This window comes from Denitratisoma oestradiolicum (assembly GCF_902813185.1).
Classification (GTDB): Bacteria; Pseudomonadota; Gammaproteobacteria; order Burkholderiales; family Rhodocyclaceae; genus Denitratisoma; species Denitratisoma oestradiolicum.
In genome coordinates this window covers 1985440-2006122 of the sequence record NZ_LR778301.1, presented here as the reverse complement: position 1 = coordinate 2006122, position 20683 = coordinate 1985440, and the positions used below count along the sequence as shown (strand labels likewise).

Annotated in this window: 10 protein-coding genes; 7 read left to right on the top strand and 3 right to left on the bottom strand. The window is 57.9% G+C overall.

What is annotated here, in order from left to right; genetic code table 11:
• Window positions 1-16: 16 nt before the first annotated feature.
• Both DENOEST_RS09265 and DENOEST_RS09260 read right to left on the bottom strand, forming a co-directional pair.
• Window positions 17-4945 carry an Eco57I restriction-modification methylase domain-containing protein gene (locus tag DENOEST_RS09265; RefSeq protein WP_145769115.1) on the bottom strand — a complete coding sequence of 1643 codons (4929 nt, stop codon included), beginning with the start codon at window positions 4943-4945 and terminating at the stop codon, window positions 17-19.
• On the bottom strand, window positions 4942-7872 hold the full coding sequence (locus tag DENOEST_RS09260; protein ID WP_145769114.1) for a DEAD/DEAH box helicase: 2931 nt from the start codon (window positions 7870-7872) through the stop codon (window positions 4942-4944). The genes DENOEST_RS09265 and DENOEST_RS09260 overlap by 4 nt, the downstream gene beginning before the upstream one ends.
• A 239-nt stretch (window positions 7873-8111) precedes the next feature.
• On the opposite strand from DENOEST_RS09260, the gene DENOEST_RS09255 reads away from it, so the two are divergent.
• From DENOEST_RS09255 to DENOEST_RS09225, 7 genes are all read left to right on the top strand, one after another.
• The gene (locus DENOEST_RS09255) at window positions 8112-9005 is read left to right on the top strand and encodes a replication protein RepA (protein ID WP_145769113.1); all 894 of its coding nucleotides are present in this window, start codon (window positions 8112-8114) and stop codon (window positions 9003-9005) included.
• 569 nt (window positions 9006-9574) lie between these two features.
• Window positions 9575-9988 carry a hypothetical protein gene (locus DENOEST_RS09250; RefSeq protein WP_145769112.1) on the top strand — a complete coding sequence of 138 codons (414 nt, stop codon included), beginning with the start codon at window positions 9575-9577 and terminating at the stop codon, window positions 9986-9988.
• 23 nt (window positions 9989-10011) lie between these two features.
• On the top strand, window positions 10012-11823 hold the full coding sequence (traD, locus tag DENOEST_RS09245) for a conjugative transfer system coupling protein TraD (RefSeq protein WP_145769111.1): 1812 nt from the start codon (window positions 10012-10014) through the stop codon (window positions 11821-11823).
• Window positions 11823-12437: a DUF4400 domain-containing protein gene (locus DENOEST_RS09240; protein ID WP_145769110.1), complete on the top strand. Its 615-nt coding sequence runs from the start codon at window positions 11823-11825 to the stop codon at window positions 12435-12437. Before traD ends, DENOEST_RS09240 begins: the two co-directional genes overlap by 1 nt.
• Window positions 12438-13116: 679 nt before the next feature.
• Window positions 13117-15429, top strand: a complete 2313-nt coding sequence (locus DENOEST_RS09235) for an ATP-dependent nuclease (protein ID WP_145769109.1) — start codon at window positions 13117-13119, stop codon at window positions 15427-15429.
• Window positions 15422-17392, top strand: a complete 1971-nt coding sequence (locus tag DENOEST_RS09230) for a UvrD-helicase domain-containing protein (protein WP_145769108.1) — start codon at window positions 15422-15424, stop codon at window positions 17390-17392. Before DENOEST_RS09235 ends, DENOEST_RS09230 begins: the two co-directional genes overlap by 8 nt.
• Before the next feature lie 309 nt (window positions 17393-17701).
• Window positions 17702-20032, top strand: a complete 2331-nt coding sequence (locus DENOEST_RS09225; RefSeq protein WP_145769107.1) for a type I restriction enzyme HsdR N-terminal domain-containing protein — start codon at window positions 17702-17704, stop codon at window positions 20030-20032.
• A 343-nt stretch (window positions 20033-20375) separates the two neighbouring features.
• On the opposite strand, the gene DENOEST_RS09220 is transcribed toward DENOEST_RS09225, so the two are convergent.
• Window positions 20376-20675 (bottom strand): hypothetical protein, encoded by a 300-nt coding sequence (locus DENOEST_RS09220; protein ID WP_145769106.1) that lies wholly within the window; start codon window positions 20673-20675, stop codon window positions 20376-20378.
• Between the last annotated feature and the right edge of the window lie 8 nt (window positions 20676-20683).

Genomic DNA, 20683 nt, shown 5'->3' with positions numbered 1-20683 from the left:
TGAGAATCTGCCGAATTCAGGCCACTGTTTCAGTAACCCCGGCCAAAGGCGCGGGGCTGCCTGACCGGCTTTCGAACACCGGCCAGGCCGTGCGGTAGTCCGCTTCCCGATTGGCAAGGGTGAAGGGGGCAAGGTATTCGACAATGCGCTGCACCGGGCCGCCGGGCAAAAAGTCGGTGCTGACGGGACGGCGAATGCGGCTGCCATCCGGCAGTTTCCGTGCGTCCTCCCAGCCCAGGGGGCGGGATTGGGTCTGGCCGTCCGGGAAGATGATCTCGCAGGGCATATCGCGCTTACCGGCCTTGCGCGGCAGGCCGACGCCGACCAGGCCCTTGCTGGCGGTGAAGACGATGCGGCCATTGGTGTCGTACCAGGTGTCGGCTTCGTACTGGCGCATCACCGGGAACTGCACGCGGTAGATGGTCAGCAGTTCGTCGAGCGTCAGGCCGAGGGCCAGCGAGGCGAGCACGTCGATTTCCACCAGCGCCTGGCGGCGGGCGTAGTCGCTGCGCAGGGCGCAGTGGCGCGTCCATTCCGGGGTGAGCTTGCTGAAGAAATCGGCGGGCAGGCGCGGGTCGGTGCTGGCGAAGCGGTCGCGGCGGAAGTCGTCTTGCCAGCACTCGCGCCAGAGGTCGGCGTAGTGGGTGGTGAGGCAGTTGAGGGCGAGAATGCGCAAATGAAGTTGTCTGCCCGAGAACAGAGGCAGAGCACGTAGCGTTGACTCCCACAGATCAGTTTTTCCGGTTGTACGAATGAAAAAGTCAATCGGCAAAGATGCAGTGAGCGCCGCCATATCGAGCAGCACTGAATTTTCCCGAAATACGGCTGAAACAATTGTGTTGATGTGGTTGAAGCCCTTCGGAATAATTGTTGTGATTACAGAGCGCTCAGCAGTCGCGCTAAACATTCGGCGATTTGCGACTCGATAATACTGAGCCATTGGCTGCCTTCTTCCTTCCTCTTTCCAACTTACTCTTGGCACTCTTGAAGAGTAAGTTGCCAAGTCGCATGCCGGTCGATAGTTAACTCGAGGCAGGTACGAATCAGGCGCGCTTGTTAAATCGATAACGTCATAGTGACTATTTGTTGTGCATGTTGCTCTTGGAGTCTTATTTAACGGGTTGCCTACGAAAAAATGCGGGCCCGAAAGCACAAATTCTGCTGGGCCTGTTACAAAGCCCGTATCCCGTCGAATGGTGCCATCTGTCTGTGCATTTTTTTCGTTCCAATGCGTGGCGTTAAAAAGCACGTCCTGATCCGTGAGCGCACCAAGGCGTCTTGGGTAGGTAGCCAGTGTTAACAAGACAGCAGCAAGTTCGCTCGAATGTACCGCGGGTAGCCGTGCCTGCTCCGGCGGTGTGCCTGGCTCATCGTAGAGCTTGGCGAAGATAGCCAATGTAGCTGTATCAACCTCGATGATCCGGTTCTTGTGCCCCGCCGTTTGCCAGCGCCCAGCTTCGCTCTTTATGCCGGGTGTTGCGCCGCCGCCGGGGTGTTCGATGCAGGCGCGGATGGTCGCCGGATCAAACAGGTTGGCGATGTGCAAGAAATGTGGCTTCTGCGGTGGGCCATAAACGTTGATGCTGAACTTGGTGTGGTGATCCACCTCGGGGAAAAGCTGCAATTCGTTGATGAACTGGTAGTGCGCCCGCAGCCGCGCAAGAGTCGGCGCTCGCATAACACCACCATCAGGATCGTCGAAGACACCTTCTGGATGGAGCATTCCCTGAATACCATGACCAGGATGACCTAAACGCCAAGCCACTGGTAAGAAGCACTTGTAAAGGTTGGATTTTTGCCCGACTAGCACAGGAAAATTCTGCGTCGCGTTCATGAACGCCTGCATACCCTCCTGCCCGGCGCATTCCTCGATGTAGTCTTCCCGCGCATTCGGTGCAGCATCAAACACCGCCTCGCGCCGGTCGGCCGCTTCCTTAGCAGACAACTTCCGCAGCGCAAACAGCGGCGAGTATTCCGCAAGCATCGCCTTCTCGTTCCACTCCACCTTGATCCAGGGCGGGTTGCCGAGAATCAGATCGAAACCGCCGCGCGCCTTGAACAGGTCGGCGAACTCCAGTTCCCAGTGGAAGAAGCGCTGCGTCCCGGCGATGACGGCGGCGCGCTTCAGGCGCGGGTTGTTTTCCAGCAGGACGTCGAGATTGACGTGGCCGTAGCGGTCGCGCTCTACGGTGAAGTCGATGTTCTGCTGTGGCATGGTTTCGGGAAAGAAGTCGGTGGCCGCCACCGGCGCCAGGGTTGCATTGCCGAGGATGAGGGTCTCCAGATCGAACCACCATTCCTCGCGTGTTGGCAGGTCTTCCGCCCCCGTCACCGGCCAGAACCAGAGGGCGCACCAGTAGTCCATGACCAGCTTGAGACGTCGGTAGGGCGAGGCATTGCGCACCCGTTCGGAAAGCATCTCGCGGGCGTAGATGGCGTCCTTCTGCTTGGTGGTCGTCGGCGCACGATTCGGCGCCGGGTCGGGCCAGACATGCAATTCGTCTGCCGTAGCGCGGCGCACGCGGGCGACTTCTTCGGCATGTTGCCGCCACAGCGCTTCAACCCCTTCCGCAAGTTTCTCGACGCGAGCGATTTCGTTGGCTTCCAGCGGCTTCAGAAATGCCTTGCGCCAGACCTTGATCGCATCCGTGCGCACCGGTTCGAGGGTCTTGACGACTTTGTCGGTGACGCTGACCATGCCGTCGGCCGGCAGCAGGAAATGCCAGATGTCGCCCTGTTGGCGAAAGTCGGCGCTGGCGACACGGCGCGGCACGGCGACGCGCCAGTCGCGCTCCGCCTGTCCGCCTTCGCCACGCCCCGGCGAAAGCTGCGCGGTGGTAAAGACATCGCGCCGGCAGCCAACCAGTGAGTTGCCATTGAAGAGTTGCAGGCCGAACCAGGGCACATGCGCGCCCTTGAAGATGGCATTGAGCCACAGCGAAACTTCGGCGAGTTCCACTGCTACCGGGTTGAGGTCGACGCCGAAGACGTTGTTGTCGGCGAGGTACATCTTGACGCGCTGCTTCTCCTCGGCGCGCCGGTCGTGGTCGATGGTCTCGCCGACTTCCTTTTCCTTTCTCAGCAAGTAGGCTTCGGCCAACTGGTCGATGGCCTCGTTGAGGAAGGCCGCACTGCCCATCGCGGGTTCGCAGACCGTCAGGCGCAGGATATCGTCGGCGCTGGCGCAAGTTTCGAGCAGCGGGGCCACTGCATGCTCGACCAGACAGCGTGTCAGAACTTCGGGCGTGTAGTACGAGGCGCTTTTCTCGCGCTCGCGGCCGGCAAGGCGATAGATAAAGGTGCCCTTGGCGTACTTGCGCGCCTCGCCGCCGAACAGGGTTTCGACGGGCTTGAATTGGCCGATGTCGCGCGCCGGGACGAACCAGGCCGGGGCGAGCGGATCGAAATCTTCCTTCTTGGGCTTTTCCGCGCGTACCGGTTCGCTATCGCCGAACAGGTCGTCGCCATCGGTGTCGGGACGATCGTCATCCGCTTCGCCGGAGTCGCCTTCCTCGCCGGCATCTTCCTTCTTGCGGTTCGGATCGGGGCGCACCTCGTAGAGTTCTTCCTCGGCGAAGAAACCACGGAAGGAGAGCAGCGCTTCATACACCGAACCAAGCTGGTTGATGCCGAGCGTGCCGTAGCTGATGCGACCGCGCCGCTTCGAGCCCTCGCGTGACAGCGACATCAGCCGAATGACTCGCTGCAGGACGCGGTTGCGCAGCCGCACCGAATTGAGGATGGGTGTCGCATCGGGATCGAAAAGGTGCCCCTGCAAGGGCGGCAGGATGAAGCCGGTGTTGTCGCCCAGGGTTGGCAGCATGTCATGTTGACCATCGGCGCCCGCGACTGGGAAGCCCTCCCAGATCAGCTTGAACAGCAGCTTCAGGGTTTCGTGGATGTAATTGCCGTTCAGCGACTCGTCCGTCGTCAGCGGCAACTGTTCGAGATCGCGCAGATGTTCGAGGCTGTAGCCCTTGAGATAGGCTTCGGCTTCCACCGGCGCGTAGCCCAGTTCGGGTCGCGCTTCGAGATAGAAAACAAAGAGCAGCCGGTACATGTAGCGCAGACATTCGCGTGACAGTTCGCGGGCAAGGTCGATGTCGTTGCGGTCGAAGACCTTTTCCTTGGCGACTTCGCGCTTGTGGCGAATGGCCTCGTTGGCGATAAGCTCGATGGCCTCGCGTAGCGCGTACTTGAGGTCGCCCGAGACCTCGAAGGCATGGCGATGCGAACTGTCGGTCAGGGTGTCGAGCAGCGCGATGCCTTCGGCCGGCAGCACCGAGCCGATCCCGGCCAGCGCGGCGAAGGCGCGCAGCAGTTTGTCGTCGCGCAGCGCGAAAAGCTCTGACAGCTTGAAGCGCAGGAAGGCTTTGCGGCCCCATTTGTCGCGGTCGATGAGCAGCCATTCGTCGTGGGATACCAGCAGCACCCAGCGCGGCGGGGCGCTGTCGGCAAAGACCGCCTTGGTCAGTGCCTCCTCCCAGGTCTCGCCAGCCTTGGCCTCACCCTGTTCCGGCTCGTCCGGCTGACGTGGAGAGAGGTCGAGCGTGGCGAGGTCGTCATCGCCATGCGAGGCAACAGCGGGCAACACGACCAGTGTCGGTGTGCCCTTGGCATTGCGATAAACGGCCAGCGCCGACAGCGCCAGGTCGTCGAGGGCCAGCGATTCCTGTTGCAGGGTGTAGCCGAGCGCGCCGAGAATCGGCTCGGTCAGGTCGGCGAGCAGCGCGCGGCGTGCGGGCAATGTCTTTTCGCGCAGGAACTTGTCGTGCTGGCGGTAATAGCCGTTGATGGATGCACGCAGCCGCGACGGCGGGCTGGTCGCGCCTTCCTGCTTCCATCGTTCGAACAGATCCTTGAGGTCGCGCTCGACGATTTCATCGAGGTAGTGCTGGCTGTAGAACTCGTTGACGTTTTCCAGCCCGGCGGCGGTGAAACTCATGCTGCGCTTCCCGGCACCAGCACGGCGACAACGGTGAATTGCGCCCGGTCGTCGAGTTCCAGTGTCTGCCGCGCCCATTGCTGGTATTGGGCGAAAAGGTCGTCGGTATCGGCCTCGCGCTTCTTTTTGCGACTTTGGGCCAGGGCATCGGGCGTCTGGGCGAAATCGATTTCCAACTGCGCTGCATGGCGGCTGCGCAGTTCCTGCAGGTGATCAAGTTCCTTCTTCAGGCTTTGTCCGTAACAGGCATCGAACTCGCGCTTCCTGTTCCTCACCACCCGCGCCGCTTCGTCGAGTGCCGGTGCAAGCAAGCGTTCGAGGCTGGATGCAGCCAGCGGCGCGCCGTCGTTGATGAGTTCGCCGGAACGAAGCCCCGTCAGTGCCATGACCTCGGGCAGGGAATGCGTGCCCACGGCAAGGCTATCGGCGACAGTCAGGCGCACTCCCATCCACTCGGCCAGCACGGATTGACCGCGACGGTTGGGAATTTGCCCGGTCAGCAGGACGAGCGCCTCACCGGCGGCAAGGCCGCGCGGCACGCGCACGACAGGCGCTTTCTGCCGGCCGAATATCGCCAGCATCTTGTAATCCAGCCATTGCAATATCGGGTGGAGTGGCCAGAGATATTGGATGCCCGGCCACTCCTGTGTATCACGGGCATGGCGAATGGCGTTGCTCACTTCGTCAATGTCGGCGGAAAGCGCGAACACGTTGTCGCGCGGCCACATCTCCGGCGCCAGTTCCCGTTCGAGCAACTGCCCCAGATCGGCATTGGGCTGAAAGGCCAGCGACGACTTGCCGTCGTCGCAACGCGGCGAAGGGTTCTCGCGCGGGTTGAGCGTGTGCAACCAGTCGAGTCCATTCCTGGCGTAGGCGAAATGGTCGGCAAAGAGCGATGGCGGAACGCTGATCGGCGTGCCGGCATATGCCGGCGTGTGCTCCATTGCCGAATCCCTGAGCACCGGCGCGCTTTCGAAGAAATCGTCGAGCATGGCAAAGCCATCAAGCTCGGAGTCTGCACTGAACAACTCGGCGGCGAAGGCTTCAGTGCTCAAACCGGATTCGATGGCGTGAGCAACCTTGGCCACTTCGAGTTCTTCGTCGTAGAGCCCCATGAAACTTGACGGGTCGCCGATGTTCCGTGCCGCCTCGGCATCCTTGTCGATGAGTATCTCGATGTTGCGCACGTCGCCACGAATCTTCTCGTGGGACGGATCGGTCATGCAGTAGGCGAGCAGGGGTGTCTGCCCCTGCCCGTATCGATCGACCCGGCCGTTGCGTTGCTGGAAGACCATCAGCGACCAGGGAATATCGAAGTGCACCAGCCTATGGGCGCAGTAATGCAGGTTCAGACCCTCGGAAGCAACGTCCGATGCGATGAGCAGGCGCAGCGGCGAAAGCGTTTTGCCGAAGTCTTCGACGATCTTCTGCATGTCATCATCCGGCAGTTGCCCGTGCAGGATTGCGACGGCACTGTCGGGCAGGCCAAGTGCACGTGAAAGATGCTCGCGCAGGAAATTGAGGGTCTCGATCCGTTCGGTGAAGACGACGAGACGATCGTCGGCAACCTTGCCGTTCCAGTGCCAGCGCTTCTTGTCGTCACCGTGCTTGCCTTCGCCACGCAGGCGGCTTACAAGTTCTTTGAATTTGGAAAATGACTCGGGTCCGACCGCCGCGACTGCCTCACGCAAGGCTTGCAGCGGCCCGATATCGGGATGGGCGGCATCCTTGGCGCGCGTACGCCGCAGGCGTTCGTCGAGGGTTTGCAGGCAGGCCGCTGGCGACGAGAACAAGGCTTTTTCGAGCGTGGTGCGGAACAGCATGACGCCTTCGCGCGTGCCCTCGTCGGACTTCAGCTTGAGCGCTGCCAAGGCGTCAAAGGCGGCGTTTTCGGCTGGCGTAGCGACTGCGGAAAACTTGAAGACTTCCCGCTCGGGAAACTCCTGGCGAATCTGCTCGCGCACATCGCGCTTGAAGCGGCGGACGAACAGGTGCTCGACATCGGCTTTGGTGTAGTCGGCCTTGGGCGGCAGCACGGTCGGATCGAGCATGCGCACGAGGCTGGCGAAGCTTTCCTTCTTGCCGTTGTGCGGAGTTGCGGTCAGCAGGATCAGTGCATCGGAACGGCGCGCCAGCAAGTCGGCCAGGCGATTACTCTGGGTGCGATTGCCCTTGTAGCTGACGTTGTGTGCTTCGTCGATGATGATGATGTCCCACCAGGCTTTTTCCAGGTGGTGCCGGTACTCGCCATCGCGCTTGAGCGTATCGACCGAGATGATGGAGCGGTCGAGGTACTGGAAAGGATTGTGGTTGGCGGGAATCCGTCGACGGATGCGTTGGACCCCCGCCGAGTCAAGCCGCGTGAGCGCTATCGAAAAGCGGCTCCAGAATTCCTGCTGGAACTGCCGCATCATGGCGCGCGTGGTGACGACGAGAATGCGCCGGCCCTTGCCGCGCCGCATCAGTTCTGCTGTGAGGATGCCTGCCTCCAGGGTCTTGCCCAGGCCCACCGTGTCGGCAATCAGGATGCGCGGCCGCAGTTGCTTGAGTACGCGGTGCGTTGGCTCAAGCTGGAACGGTAGCGCATCCATGACGCCCATATGCCCCAGCGCCAGCGCATCGCCGGTGGGCACGGTCTGGCGCAGGCGCGCTTCGAGATACAGCAGGGAGGCCGTGAAGCCCGGAGACGCGTCGTCGATCAGCTCGGTTTCGCGTGGATCAATGACTTCGACCTCATCCAAGGCGGACAGGAAGACGGCTTCCCGATTGCGTACGGTCTCGGACACACCAACACAACTGACCTGATAGCCGCCCGACGCGCATTGGTCGGCATTGCGCACCAGCCATTCTTCGTCTCGGATCAGGACGCGCGTTCCTGGCGCGGGGGGTTGGGCCTTCTGGGCAGAAGTGCGATACAGGAGACTCATGGGTATCGACGATGATTACGGCATGGAAATGAATCCGAAGGCCGGAATATATACGATATTTCGTGCAAGGCCATCATCGCCGACAAGGTAACCGAAACACAGCCGGAAAGTGCGCATTTCACCAGTTCGGAACGAACTTCCGACGCTAAAACCTTGGGCATGCGCGCCCACCTTGCAGCCGTCCTCATTCACCTTCGGTCGTGCGCGCGCTGCCCCTGCATTGCTATCGGGGGCGATCAGTGACCGGCGCCTCTCGGGCCGGCAAGCTGATTGCCCTGGCTTCGGAAATCAACGACGTCGAAGTCGACGTCCGGTCGCTCGCCTTCATGGGGCAGGCTCTGGTTCAAACGACCTTGCCCCATAGCGATCCCGGCGTGCCGTTCTTCGAACGAACGAGTGGTTCCGTGTCGTTGTCCATCATCGCCAACCCGCGTATCGGTCTCCCATTCGGCACCGTCCCGCGCCTTCTCCTGGCGTGGATATGTACGGAGGCCGTGAAGACCAAGTCACCTATGCTGGGTCTCGGCAAAAGCCAGAACGACTTCCTGCGCAAACTCGGGATGCGAACGGACGGACGGGATTGCCAGCGGCTGCGCGCGCAATCGCTCAAGCTTTTCTCGTCGATGTTGTCCATCACCTACCAAAGCCATGGACGCTTTGGACTGAAGAACATGCCCATTGCCGACGAGGCATTTGTGCTCTGGGATCCTCACCGCCCCGATGACCGGATGCTTTGGGAAAGCACGCTCAAGCTATCGAGCGAATTCTTTCGGAACGTAACAGAGTCGCCTGTGCCAATCGACATGCGCGTCTTGCACGCGCTCTCCAAGTCACCCTTTGCGATGGATGTTTATTCTTGGCTGGTCTACCGGATATTTCTCCTGCGTGTCACCAATCGCTCCAGCGTTCTCATCCCCTGGCAGTCATTGAAGCTTCAGTTCGGCGCCGACTACGGCAATACGCCGCGAGGGTTGCTCGACTTCAAGAAGCGATTCCTACAGCGACTCAAGGAAGCTCTGCTGTTCTATCCGGAGGCCAACGTAACTGCGCAGGACACCGGGCTCTTTGTGGTGGCCAGCCGTTTGCGTCTTCGCCATACCGGTGGCGCGAGGCTTTCTTCGTTGCCATCCTGATTCGCGGTTCTCCGTTTCTGGCGGTTTATCCACAGGTCGGTACTCCGGTACTACTTGTAAATCTACATGCAGATTACCTGCTACTACTTGGGGATGGCCTGCAAGCCTTGCCACACAAGGCGTTCAGCGATGTTGGTGAGACAGTTGTCACATGCTTGTGAGACAGATTTCACATGGCGGCGAGACCGATTTCACGTGGATAACTTTCGTCGTTTTGCCCGAAGCCCTGCTGGCGGTCGATTGCGGAATTATCTCGATGAGACAGTTTTCACGTGGATAACTACGGCCCCGCGCTGGCCGCTGTGGATAACCCGTTCGGAAATGCGACCTGCCAGGACGGATTTCGAAAGTTGCATATTTTTCGAAATCCGTAAGATGGATTGCAGCAGGAAACGGATGAGGCGAATTGCCTTGATCTGGATGTCGCGGGGCCAGCCGGCGGTGCCCCAGCTTCAACACCGGCAATGCGAGGTCGTGCAAGCCCAGAAATTGGTGCCTCCATCACGGCAGATCGCATCGACCGCCCCACGAAACGGGGCGCCTCTTGTCTTTTGAGTAGGGAGCAAGGTATGCAACAAGTAGCAAAACCCGGCCTGATGGCATCCGTGACGTGGCATTGCTGGCAGTTCTTGAGCTTCCGTGGAGACTGGCGTCGAATGCCGGACTCGATGGGCTTCGTTGGGGTCGCCATGTCGGGAACGCTGTTGGGCGGACTGGCCGAGCAGCTTGTGCGGGGCAGGTCTTGGTCGCTCGCGATGGTCACTACCCTCGTCTGGCTGGGGCTGATTCTTGCCGTATCGAGGAAGGATGGACAGATCAATCGTCGCCTCGCCGCCGCTCTGGGCATTTTGTCGATGGGCATCCAGGCACTGCTGGTCCTCTCGATCTGGATTCCCGGGATCGAGTGGCCGGTGGCGATCTGGTCCGGCGTGGCGGTAATGCACTTGTTGTCGAAGGCGAGCGGCGGCGGGGCAGGGGCCTGATCGCAAATTTCCGGTGATCGGCAATGGCCTCACCCTACGATTTCGAGCTTCCCTGGCGACCGAACTTCGAGGCCAGAATGGCGCTCGTTTGGGTAAGTGGCGCGCTGCTCATCCTGCTGTTCGCCGTTGCCACCCCGCTGTTCTCGCAATTCGCCGCCATCCTTGCCATCGGCTGTGCCGTCGCCGCGGCGTGGCGGGGTTATCAGGCCTACAGGAGGCTGGTCGAGGCATCCCGACTCAAACTGTTCGGCAAAGAGTTCATCGATTTGGCGGCGCTGGCAAAGAAAGCGCGCGAGTCCGCTCAGCAGAACGCCTTCTGGCTTGGCAAGGGTTTCCCCTGGACCGACATCGAGGCGACCAAGCTCCATACCCTGATTGCGCTAGGCGTTGTCCGAACATTAGGCAAAGCTGCCCAGCAGACCGAAGGGGCCTACTGGATTCATGGCCTGGCGCCGGAAAGCGATCTCTACTCCGAGCTTGCCCATCTGGTCGGACATACCCTCATTGTTGGGACAACCCGTGTCGGCAAGACCCGGATTTTTGATCTGCTCATCGCGCAGGCGATCTTCCGGGGCGAGACTGTCATCATCATCGACCCGAAAGGCGATCATGCACTGGCCCGCAATGCCCGTGCTGCTTGCGAAGCCTGCGGGGCAGGCGATCGGTTCGTGTACTTTCATCCGGCCCATCCTGATCGTTCAGCGTGCATCGACCCGCTGCGTAACTGGAACCGAAAGACAGAACTGGCCAGTCGAGTGGCGGCATTGATTCCCTCGGAGACCGGCGCCGATCCCTTCACGGCCTTTGGCTGGAAGGTGCTCAACGACATCACCAACGGCATGATCGCCACCGGTCATCGGCCCAACCTGGTACAGCTTCGGCGCTACGTCGAAGGCGGCCCGGAAAACCTCCTCCTGCGAGTCTTGAAGATTCACTTCACCAGCCACGTGAGGGACTGGGAAACCCGCGCTGCGTCATACATCCGACGTTACAAGGATCGCTTGCTTGAGGCCTACATCACCTTCTACCAGGACATTGCTATCCACGAAGCGCAGTCTGTCGACCTCGATGGCCTGATCTCGACCTACGAACACAACCGGGATCACTTCCAGAAGATGGTGGCCTCGCTGATTCCGATTCTCTCGATGCTGACCAGCGATCCGCTACAGGAGCTGCTGTCCCCGGATTTCGAGCCGGGTCATCAACGTCTGGTGACGGACATGTCGAAGATTATCCGTGGCAACAAGGTCGTCTATATCGGCCTCGATTCCCTGGCGGATTCCACGGTTGGCAGCGCCATCGGCTCCATCATGCTGGCCGACCTCGCCGCCGTTGCCGGCGACCGCTACAACTACGGCATCGATTCGCTGACGCCAGTGAACCTATTCATCGACGAGGCGGCGGAAGTGCTCAACCAACCGGCTATACAGCTCATGAACAAAGGCGGTGGCGCGGAGTTCCGGGTAACGATTGCGACGCAGACCTTCGCCGATTTCGCCAGCCGACTGGGAGACGAGAACAAGGCGCGACAGGTGCTCGCCAACACCAACAACAAGATTGCCCTGCGCGTTCTGGATTCCGAGACACAGAAATACATCGCCGAAGGCATGCCGCCGATAAAGGTGCGCTCGATGATGCTGCGGTACGGGCACAACGTCGATACCCATATCCATGACGAATACACCGCTTCCTACCAAGAGCAGATTCTCGAGGAAGAGGCAGAACTGTTCCCTGCGGCGATGCTGGGAGAGTTGCCGCCGCTCCACTTCATTGCGCGTCTGTCGGGCGGTCGAACGCTCAAGGGGCGTGTCCCCATCCTGTTGGCCGAGGGCTGATGGCCAAAACCGCCGATACCGGCTTGAGTACCTTCATTGCCATCTCAGCATTCATCCTGATTGTGGCGGTGTGGGTGTTCATTCCGCCGGGCGTCATCCGAAATGCCTGGACCGCGGAACGCGCCGAAGTCTATGCCATGGCCGGCAGAGGCGAGAACGCCGTCTATGGCCGGACCTTCGATGATCTACAGAGGTCGCTGGCCGGAGATTTCCGGGGGTACATCCGCGATGCGGAAGCCATAGGGCAGGGCCCGCTGGGAAACGCGGGGTTCAGCCGCTGGACGCAGGACCGGATCATGGCAACCTGGCTGTGGATTGGATTGATTGCCTACCGGCTACAGGTGCTGATGGGATGGCTTCTCCCGGGGATTCCCCTCATGTTGGCGGCCTACCTGGACGGACATTTTGTTCGGGAAATCCGGAAGTATTCCTTCGTTGCCCAAAGCCCGATTCGGCACAAGCTGGGAGTTCGGGTGATGTGGATGGTGCTGGCAGGGCTGGCCGGATGGATCGTGGTTCCGGTGCCGATGCCATCGCTGCTGGCCCCAATGCTTATTGTCGCTATCTCCTATTCGCTTTGGCTGTGGGTTAGCAATTTGCAGAAGCGGCTCTAGGGTATAGCGCCCTGACTATGCGCGTGCTTGTGCAATTGCAGTACCCGCGCTGCCTTGGCCTAGCGGTGCGGACTTGACGTGTCAATCCCGCTGCGAATCGGCCAACTAAATGTCGCCCGGTTCTCGGCCTGAACTGCCGTACAGCCATCGCCAGATGCGCGACAGGTGTCCAGCCGTCAGCGGACCTTCAGGTAATCGAGGCAGCTAAGGTCATAGCCAGCGAGCCCGACGGCGGCACGCCGGGACGCTCTTCTGTCGTTAAGGGTGCCCTGGCGGACTGGCCTCCGCTATCAGCGGTGACTCAGCACTCCGCAGGGTTGCCAGTTCCTACGCGATCAGCGCATCGGACTTCTTGGACAGTGCTGCGGGCTATAGTCGAGAGAAGGCAATGAAGCCAGGGGAGACCGCACGGCAAGCGAAGCGTACAGACCCTGATCGGAAGGCAGGGCCGGAGGCGCCAGGGACGTGGAAGACTGGCGCTAGCCAGTCCCATCAGGGATGAGCGAGCAGCGAACCTGGAGCTGCGCGGTCCGATAAGCGGAGACATAGTGATGTGTTTCGCATATTATTTGCATGAATGGCTGCCTTCGGCTACCGCGTGGTGATGCTTCTTAGAACGCTTCGTCATCAATTTGCGAATACAGCCTCCTAGAAATCATCAAAAACAGCGGAGGAATTCGTGCATCTTCACTCGTATCGTCTCAGAAATTTTCGACGCCTGAAAGACGCTCATATTGAGTTGGCTGACGACATATCAATATTTGTAGGATCGAATAACAGCGGAAAAACGTCGGCAACTCAGGCCATCCATGCGTTTGTCACAGGAGGAAGGGATCGTTTCAGTCTTTATGATTTCAGCTCTTCTTGTTGGAAAACCTTCGATGAAGCTGGTGGCATCAATCTGGACGAACCAGTTCCCGACGGTATCTCACTTCCAAGCATAGAGCTGGATCTCTGGTTCGAGGTTGCCGCGCCAGACCTCTATCTGGTAATTCCCTTGCTTCCGAGTACAGCATGGGAGGGAACCAAGGTCGGCATACGAGTTTCCCTGACTGCACGAAATCCGATTAACCTCATTCAAAATTACCAAGACGCCAAGGCTAAGGGTACAGAGCAGGCTGCGGAACTGACGCCAGGGTCACAATATGTTCCTTGGCCTCGCTCCATGACGGACTATCTTCAGCGCGAACTCAAGAGCGAATATGAGCTGCGCTACTTCATCCTGGATCGCACACAGTTTGATGAAAACTTTCGTGAGATCGGGGATTATGTTCCAGAAGAACTAGGTGGAGAGCCAGGCGGCGGAACGATTCTGAAATCGCTTATCCATATCGACAGTCTGGGGGCTCAACGACACCTGGCTGATCCCAATCCGGAAGCCGGCGGGAGATCGGAAGACCTATCAAAGCGTTTAAGTCGCTTTTACAAGCGCAACCTTAATCAAAGGCAAGACGATCACACAGCTCTCAAGGCGTTGTTCGACTCCGAGCAAGCGCTCAACATTCACTTAGATGGCGTATTCAAGCCGATGCTTGATCGGCTCGCCAAGCTTGGCTATCCGGGTATTAACAACCCGCGATTGAAAATTATGTCGGCGCTAGACCCTGCCCATGTTATGAGCCAGGATGCGCGAGTCCACTATCAAATCGGAGATGGCGAAGACATTGCTACGCTTCCTGACAGTTACAACGGACTTGGGTTCAAGAATTTGATCTATATGGTCGTGGAGATTTTGGACGCCCAAGCGAGGTGGATGTCGATGGACAATCGCCCTCCATTGCACCTGATTTTCGTGGAGGAGCCAGAGGCCCATCTGCACGCCCAACTCCAGCAGGTATTCATCCGAAATGTGCTTGAGCTTCTGAACATAGAAGGCGACGACGGAAGTATCTTTGGCAGTCAAATGGTCATAACGACCCACTCGCCGCACATTCTTTACGAGCGAGGATTCAAGCCAATCCGGTACTTCCGCCGGAAGAAAGTGGGCAATGAACAGTTGACCGACGTTCTAAATCTATCTGCCTTCTACCAAGCCCAGCCAGATGATCGGGATTTTCTAGAAAGATATTTGAAGCTGACGCACTGCGATCTCTTCTTCTCAGATGCCGCTATTCTTGTTGAAGGCAATGTTGAAAGATTGCTCTTACCTGTAATGATTCGGAAGGCTGCGAAAACTCTCCGATCAGCTTGTCTATGTATTTTGGAGGTCGGAGGGGCCTTTGGTCATCGTTTCCAATCGCTCATAGAGTTTCTCGGTCTAACGACACTAATCGTTACCGATATTGATAGCGTCGCCCTCGTCGTTCCTGAGGCCGGCGATGCAGTTGATGATGAGGAAGTCGAGGAGTTCGACGTTCCTGCTGATGAAGAGGAAGGCATCGCTGTGCAGGCTCAGGATGACGGACAAAATCCGGTCGGCGAGCCGGTGGCAGGCCCACTCAAGAAAATGTACGGTAAAGCTTGTTTGCCCAATGAGCCAGGCGCTGCGACCTCGAATCAAACCCTTATAAAGTGGCTTCCTGGCAAGCTAACAATCGAAGACTTGCGCAACGCCTCGGAAGCCGACAAAACTCACGAGCTTGTAGACGGTGCAAAGGTTCGCGTCGCCTATCAGACCGAACGGGCCGTAACTTGGAACGGTTCCACTGAAAACCTTTGTGGGCGCACGCTTGAGGAGGACTTTGGGCTCGAAAATCCAGAGTGGTCTCAAGCCGCAGCAAGGAAGCCTCTTGGCCTGATTGTAAAGGGGGGAGCCGCCGATCCCAGCGTGCTTGCCAAGGGCCTCCATCAGAAAGTTTCGCGGAAAAATTTCGATAAGACGAAGTTCGCGCTCGCTGTACTCACTGAAAATGAGGATGCGTGGCATGTCCCGGCATACATCCGTGACGGACTGGTTTGGCTAAAGGATGAAGTGCGGATCGAACTTGAGACCGTACTGCCTGACGCCGTTCCCATCGCAGAAGCTGGCGTGATAGAGGCTGAGCATGAGTAGCCGAGCAAATAAGCCGGACACCCAGGCAGACATCGACCTGCGAAACTGCCTTGGGAACGTTCCACCGCGCAGCTTCATAATGAAGGCCGGTGCTGGTTCCGGAAAAACCACTTCTCTCATTAAGGGGCTGTCATCGGCCATCCGAATACATGGCGATAAGCTGAGAAAATTTCGTCAGCGCATTGCTTGCATTACCTACACCGAGATAGCAGCCGGAGAGATATGGAGGGATGTCGGCAGTGATCCGCTGGTTCACGTTTCGACGATCCACAGCTTCATGTGGCTGCTAGCCAAGCCGTTTCAGAACGACATTCGCGTCTGGGTGACTGCGCGTATCACGGAAAAAATTGAGGCACTTGAACAGAAACAGGCAACCTATGGCCCCAGGGTTCAACAGCGCACCAAGGACAAAGACACCCGAGATCTGGAGCGTCTCCAAAGGCAGTCGGGGCGGATCGCCGCAGTCAAAGGCTTCCGATACGGAACAGGTAGCGACTATGTAAAAGGGATTTTAGGGCACGACGACATTTTGAGGCTTGTGCCCTACCTCATCGCGGAGCGGCCTCTTTTTCGAACCCTTCTCGCGCGCCAATTTCCTTTCGTATTTGTGGACGAGAGTCAGGATACGACCACAGAAGTTATAGAGGCATTGAAGACCGTTGAGCGCGAACCCGGCGTCACCTTTTGCCTTGGTTTCTTCGGCGACCCGATGCAGCGTATTTATGCCACGGGGACCGGCTTGGTTGAAGCGGCACCCAATTGGGCCGACATTCCAAAGCCGGAGAATTTTCGGTGCTCAACTAAGGTTTTGAACCTTGCGAACGCTATTCGACGCGATGGTGATGACCTCGTTCAGGTTCCAGGCCAACGTCTAAGCCCTGAGGGCATCAGGCCAACTCCTGAAGGTTCGGCCCACCTTTTCATCTTGCCTGCGGACGATACGCGAGATGCTAACTTGGTTCGAGTACGCGACTGGATGGCGGCGCGAACTGGTGATAGTCGCTGGCGACTTGGTGATAGTGACGAAGAGCAGGTCAAGCTTCTTGTCATTGTTCACCAGATGGCCGCGAAGCGCTTAGGGTTCGGAGAGCTTTACACGGCGCTCAACTCCAAAGCGCCGGCGGCATTCAAAGACGGTTTTCTGGATGGTTCTGCATGGCCCATTTCACCGTGTGTGAAATTTCTGATTCCGATAGCGATTGCCCATACAGAAGGGCGGCAGCTCGAAGCGATGCGGCTGATCCGGGAGTATTCGCCCCTTCTTGAAAAAGACACTCTAGCTGGGGCGAACGTCGCAGAACGGCTTAAAGCACTTAGCGAACTTGTTGCCTCAATTGCAGAAGGCATCGTCGGGAATTCCAACGTAACGATTGGTGACCTTTTGAAGCAAGTGTATGCCGCAGGATTACTAATCCTTGATCCCCGCCTAGCATCTTACTTGGATCCCGAAGCAGCTCCACCTGCCCCGCCCGCAGAAGGAGGAGAAGATGACGACGACCAAGAAGACGACGATGAATCCGATAAGGAAATGGCCTCGATGGATGCTTTTTTAGCGTGCCCTGCTAAACAGCTTCAGGCGTACCAGACCTACATTTCGGAGCGCTCACCTTTTTGGACTCAGCAAGGCATCAAGGGGGCTGAATTTGATAGGGTGCTCGTCGTGCTAGACGATGCGGAGAGTACCCATTTCCAGTTTTCCTATGAAAAATACCTGGGTCTCAAAAAGCCTTCTGAAACCGACCTAAAACGCATCGATGCTGGCGAAGAAACAACGGTGGATCGAACACGCCGTCTTTTCTATGTGTGCTGCACAAGGGCACTAAAAGACTTAGCTGTTGTTCTCTTTACGGCTGATCCCGAACAGGCTGAGGCACATGTGCGCCAGCTTGGTCTGTTTGAAGATGGTTCCATCCATACTCAAGCCGTCTTTGAGGCAGGCAACGTCAAAACGTCATTCAGCTAAGCGGCAGGTAGCCGGCACATTGCCGACTTCGACAGGCGGGTACGCGAACGGCCAGATTGGCCGAGTTCCGGGCATTCGGGGGATAATGTAAAAAGAGCGCAGGGGCGAAGGGGAATCCTAGGCATACTCCTCGGGCAAAAGAGACATTAAAGTTGCTTGAGGTTTTGACCGACATTGGTCGTACGTTCGCCGGTGCCGTTTCAGCGCCTAGGCGGTTGCGCAATTGCGTAATGTTGCACCTATTTCGGACGCGATGTTACCGGCAAGGACTAATACACCGGTGCATGACTTGACCCATTACATCTCACAATGTCGATCACGACCACAAGTCCGCCGGAAGCTGAGCTTGAAGCAAGGATCGCCGATACCTTGCAGCGCGTCTTTCCTGGAACAACAAGTCTTCGTATCCAACAGCGATTCAAGGTCCGTGTCGGGCACACCGAAATGGAGGCCGGTAGTCAAAGCTATGTCGAGGGGCGCGCGGATATTCTCGTATACCAAGGCGATGAAGCGCTGGCTGTGATCGAACTGAAGCGCGAAGGACTACCGCTCACGGCTGATGATGAAGCGCAAGGAGCGTCGTACGCATTGCTCACCCGAGCCCCAATCGTGGTGATTACCAACGGCTCGGACACCAACATCTATCAGACCCATGACATGAAGCTCCTAAAGGAAGCGTCTATCGACGCTGGGGAGCTCGCTCACCGGATTGCCACCGCCGCGGCCGCGGCACAGTCGTCCATAACAGGCGCAATTAGCAAACTTCTTGGCACCGACCTCTCAGCTGCCGCAATTGCAGCGATGAATGCGACGGAACTGCATGAACTCACGGGATCGTGGACCTCTAGCCAGCGCTTTGTGGAGAACTTCCTTGTACCGAGGAAAGCGACCGAAGCAGCGCGAATTGCCATCCGTGCCGCTGACACCCGTGTTGTTATTATTTCTGGGCCGCCTCTTTGTGGGAAGAGTTCAGTTTTGCGAGAGCTGGAAGAAACAGCAGATGCAAATGGTTGGGCCGTGCTCTTCATCGAGGCTAGCTCGTGTGCTGAAGGGCTATTCCGGCGCCTTGCGAACGTTCTGGCTGCGCTGTTCAGTTGGCCTGCAACGCAAGATGATGCACGGATGTGGCTGCGGCGGGTTGCAAGCCGGCCTGATTACAGGTTTGTCTTGTGCATTGACTCGCTCCCATCGGGAGGCGCGGTGCTCAGTGCTGAACTGGACGAGATGATTTCGGGAGGGATGGGTGCACATCTTCAGTTGGTCGTCGCTGTAGATGAAAACGATTTCGACCATCTGACACTAAAGCCGAACCGCCGCGAGCCAACTCGGCTGGGCCGCAACAGCACAAGGATCGAGGTCGGAAACTACGATGACAATGAATTCGCGTCCGCTCGCGACTGCCTCTACCAACTGGGTGGAGGTCTTGTGGACGGAGGGCAATATGCACCGGAGCTTCGCGCACCATGGGTGCTTCGCGCCGCCGTGGCGAGTCAGATGGAGAGCCTTCCTGAAGGATCGGCTGCAGTACTACCTCCTCTACTCGGTACGGAGATGTTCTCGGTCGCAGACGAGAGGTTCGCCTGTCTTGGCGCCGTAAGGAACGAAATCAGAACCCTCGCACGCATCTACGTCGATGAACTAATGGCCAAGCGCCATCACGGAGACCGATTGTCATCGCTGTATGTCTTCTCGGTCACACGCGAAAATGCAAGAAAAAACATCGATCGCGATGGCTGTCACGATTTAGTGCGAGCAGGTTTAGTCCAGGCCTCTACAGCGTACTCTGGCGATTCGCTGTATGTCATTCGTGTTCCTGCACTGTTTGGTCACGAGGTCGGTGTAAGGCTAGCCACGCTTCTGCAACGGAAGGTACAGAAGAATCCGGATGAGGCAGCCAAATGGCTTGTGAAATCGTGTGCTCGTATGCCCCTGGGCGATGCAATCGGCGCGTATGCAATCAATCGGTCGCTCCAGCAGCTAGGCCCAGGAGACTACCTGCTGTTAATCAACGGACTGCTCAAACTGCCGCCGGTACGGCGACCAATTGCGCCCGGATCCAAGATGGTTGCGATGATTCCGTCGGTCGGACTAATCGACTTCGAAGTCGACGTGAACGGCACTACGACGATGCGCTCACGCGACATTCTCTCGCCGCCGTTCACGGTCGATCTCGACGAAGAGGACTTAGTCGCCGTCGCCAATATTGATGGTTGGTTAATCCTGTCCCAACTTCGGCCATTTAACTTAGCGTTCTGCAATCAGGACGGAGACTTGTTGAATGTCGCTGCTTGGTTGTTGTTGGAGATCGGCTCCTGTCCTGTAGTGCTACGCAGGCCTGGTAAGGAACTGGAGCAGTTTCACACGCATGCGATAGATCATGGGGAAATGTCGTGTCTCAAAAACGGAATCGCGGAGCCCGTTACCTGGTCCATCACGGAACTTCTGGTGCAAGATATTCCAGGAGTCGACCGAGAAGCATGGGTGCGCGAAGCGGCGGCTACTGGATCCCTGCCACTCATCAACAGACTGGGGCAGGCCCTATCACACATCTCCAACGTTGCAGGCAGGAGCGAATGGGCCGAGCAAATGCTCGAGCAGGTCTATCGGCCGGCATTACAGGGCCATCCTCAGTTCCATTGATCCTCTTAGAGATTCGATGGAGGGAGGGAACCTCGGGCGATAATGTCAAACGAAAGTAGGGTAGCGGCCTATCCCAGTACAATGGCCGGTGGTCGGCCGAAGCTGCCAGTGAGCTTCCTTTGTACGAATGTTTGGTATGCAACCCAGAATAGCCATTCGCGGGAGCGTTATCTATTGCCTCCGACAATGTAGGTATCAGTTCGTCGTACTGGGCTCCCTCATGACGGCATTTTGAAGGGGGTCGTGGATACGAAAGACGGTCAACGAAAAAGCCCGTTGAAGGCTAGCTCAACGGGCTGGAATTGGTGGGGGCGCGTCAGCTCTTGACTACTGCCCACTGCTCTCAGGTATCCCTTGCTCTTTCGGCCCGGCGCTTAATCCCCCATAGTGACGCGCACTCGGACTTCACAGCATTGAAGACGGTGAACAGGTTAGTTTCCATAAAGACCTCCATGTTGAAATTGATTGAAAACTCAACGAACAACTGGAGAGAAAACGCCAGGCCGCTTACAAGGTCTTGAATTGAGACAACGGTAGACAGCACTACTGCCAAGTCTTTACCGTTTTCAGTATATTGCACCTTTAACGGCAATGACAACCGACTGGACACTATTAACGGCGACATAGCCGCTTGTGTCGCCACTGACCGAA

Bases quoted from the DNA above. Each gene is read 5' to 3' on its own strand.
- DENOEST_RS09265 (WP_145769115.1), bottom strand. From the start codon at position 4,945: ATGAGTTTCACCGCCGCCGGGCTGGAAAACGTCAACGAGTTCTACAGC.
- DENOEST_RS09260 (WP_145769114.1), bottom strand. From the start codon at position 7,872: ATGAGTCTCCTGTATCGCACTTCTGCCCAGAAGGCCCAACCCCCCGCG.
- DENOEST_RS09250 (WP_145769112.1), top strand. From the start codon at position 9,575: ATGCAACAAGTAGCAAAACCCGGCCTGATGGCATCCGTGACGTGGCAT.
- traD (WP_145769111.1), top strand. From the start codon at position 10,012: ATGGCCTCACCCTACGATTTCGAGCTTCCCTGGCGACCGAACTTCGAG.
- DENOEST_RS09240 (WP_145769110.1), top strand. From the start codon at position 11,823: ATGGCCAAAACCGCCGATACCGGCTTGAGTACCTTCATTGCCATCTCA.
- DENOEST_RS09230 (WP_145769108.1), top strand. From the start codon at position 15,422: ATGAGTAGCCGAGCAAATAAGCCGGACACCCAGGCAGACATCGACCTG.
- DENOEST_RS09225 (WP_145769107.1), top strand. From the start codon at position 17,702: ATGTCGATCACGACCACAAGTCCGCCGGAAGCTGAGCTTGAAGCAAGG.